General features: G+C 31.3%; 1 protein-coding gene and 1 pseudogene. Both read left to right on the plus strand.

What is annotated here, in order from left to right:
* Positions 1-33 precede the first annotated feature (33 nt).
* Positions 34-1,497: pseudogene (cls, locus tag HMPREF2818_RS02390) on the plus strand (cardiolipin synthase); the annotation flags it as partial.
* Between the two features lie 688 nt (positions 1,498-2,185).
* Positions 2,186-2,354: KxYKxGKxW signal peptide domain-containing protein (locus tag HMPREF2818_RS09705; protein ID WP_180363758.1), on the plus strand; the 169-nt coding region annotated here is incomplete at its 3' end.

A 2,354-nucleotide genomic window follows, 5' to 3' on the forward strand; every position in this document is an offset into this window, starting at 1 on the left:
TGAACTAGGATTTTAGTTTCGCAGGAAGTCTAATTATTGTTTTTACTAGCCTCTTACTCATGGCTAGAGCAGTATCGTGTTTGGTTAGCAACCGTTGAACATATCTTAACAATTGGAGCGGTCTTATATTTAGTTAATAGTGAAATGGATGCTTTGTCTCGAGTAACTTGGTTAATATTGGTAATGATTGCCCCTTTACTAGGGGCGATGTTCCTAATGTACACCAAATTTGACTGGGGTTATCGTGGTTTGAAACAAAGATTGGAGACATTGATTGATGAGAGTCAGATTTATCTAGAGGATGATCCTGAAACTTTGAATCAGCTTAAGTCGAGTACATCCACAACATATCACTTGGTTCAATATTTTGAAAAAGCACATGGAAATTTCCCAGTTTATCGAAATACTGATGTGACATTTCTACCAACGGGAGAAACATTCTTTGAAAAAATGAAAGAAGAACTACTAAAAGCTAAGAAGTATATCTTTTTAGAATTCTTTATCATTGACGAAGGAATAATGTGGGGAGAAATACTTAGTATTTTAGAACAAAAGGTGGAAGAAGGTGTTGAAGTCCGTATCTTATATGATGGTATGATAGAAATTACAAAATTATCCTTTGATTATACGAAACGACTTGAGAAAATAGGAATAAAAGCAAAAGCATTTTCTCCGATTTCTCCTTTTATTTCAACTTATTATAACTATCGTGACCATCGAAAAATTGTTGTTATTGATGGAGTAGTAGGCATGACTGGTGGTGTAAACTTAGCCGATGAGTATATTAATCACATTGAGTTATTTGGGCATTGGAAAGATTCAGGTATTATGTTAAAGGGGAAAGCAGTGGATAGTTTCCTCCTACTTTTCTTACAGATGTGGTCCATTACTGAGGAAAAAATGTTAGTAGCGCCTTACCTCGGTGTACACGATGATTTAGTTGAAAATGAAGGCTATGTTATTCCTTATGGAGATTCTCCTTTAGACACTGATAAAGTAGGGGAAAATGTTTATATAGATATTCTTAATCATGCTAGAGAATATGTTTACATCATGACACCTTATTTAATATTAGACAGTGAATTGGAACATGCCATTCAGTTTGCTGCGGAACGTGGTGTAGATGTACGTATTATTATGCCGGGTATCCCAGATAAGCCAATCCCTTATGCTCTTGCTAAAACTTACTATCAAGCATTAACAAAATCAGGTGTTAAAATATATGAATACACCCCTGGATTTGTTCATTCAAAAATATTCCTTAGTGATAATACAAAGGCTGTTGTAGGTACGATAAATCTTGATTACCGTAGCCTGTATCACCATTTTGAATGTGCTGTTTATCTTTATAAGGTAGATGCAATCCAAGACATTTATCGAGATTATATGGATACGTTAAATAAATCAAGGTTAGTTAGCTTGAAAGATATAAATAATATTCCAAAATTCCAAAAAGTAATTGGCATAGTGACAAAAACTATCGCTCCCCTGCTTTAGAAATAATTTATTTTTAATTTAATATTAAAAGTAAACTGAAGAATCTAGTTATATTTAAAAAGTAAAGGTTGCATTTTAACTAAATTATGTTAAACTACTGTTATGCGATGAGTCGATATGTGGTTTTACCACTATTGCGCAGGGAGATTATAAACGCAGGAGCGGATCTTGATAAGTTGTGTGAACCTTCTTATCACACTTGAAAAGGTGCCCTTAGCTTACTACTACTTGTAATTTCTTACAAACTGTGGTAAGTAGCTGAAAAGCAAAAAAGAAAGAACCAAACTGGTTCTTTCTTTTTTTTGCATAAATAAGTCACAATTTCCTTCTAAAAATTATGTCTTTACTTAACTTTAATTGAATATGCTACCATCACATTCTTTGTAAAATTTTTAAATAATCTAGTTTCTGATGGTTTAGATGAAGTATTAAAAATATACTATTATCTCATTGTAAATCCTAATGTTAGTATGACTATCTATCATGTTTTATAATATTGAAGGAAAATTTAAAAATATCATGTTTTAGATATCAACTATTTAATTTTAAACATACAAATTAATAATAAATTGCAATTAAATAACAAATTACCTTGACATAAATTATAAAATGTTTTAATATATATAATCTAAATAAAAATAATAATAAAATGACTTTTAAAATTTAAAAAAAGTAAGGAGAAAATTAATTGTTCAATAAAATAGGTTTTAGAACTTGGAAATCAGGAAAGCTTTGGCTTTATATGGGAGTGCTAGGATCAACTATTATTTTAGGATCAAGTCCTGTATCTGCTATGGATAGTGTTGGAAATCAAAGTCAGGGTAATGTTTTAGAGCGTCGTCAACGTGATGCGGATA

Origin of the sequence: Streptococcus sp. HMSC076H09 (assembly GCF_001811765.1) — a bacterium.
GTDB classification, from domain to species: domain Bacteria; phylum Bacillota; class Bacilli; order Lactobacillales; family Streptococcaceae; genus Streptococcus; species Streptococcus agalactiae.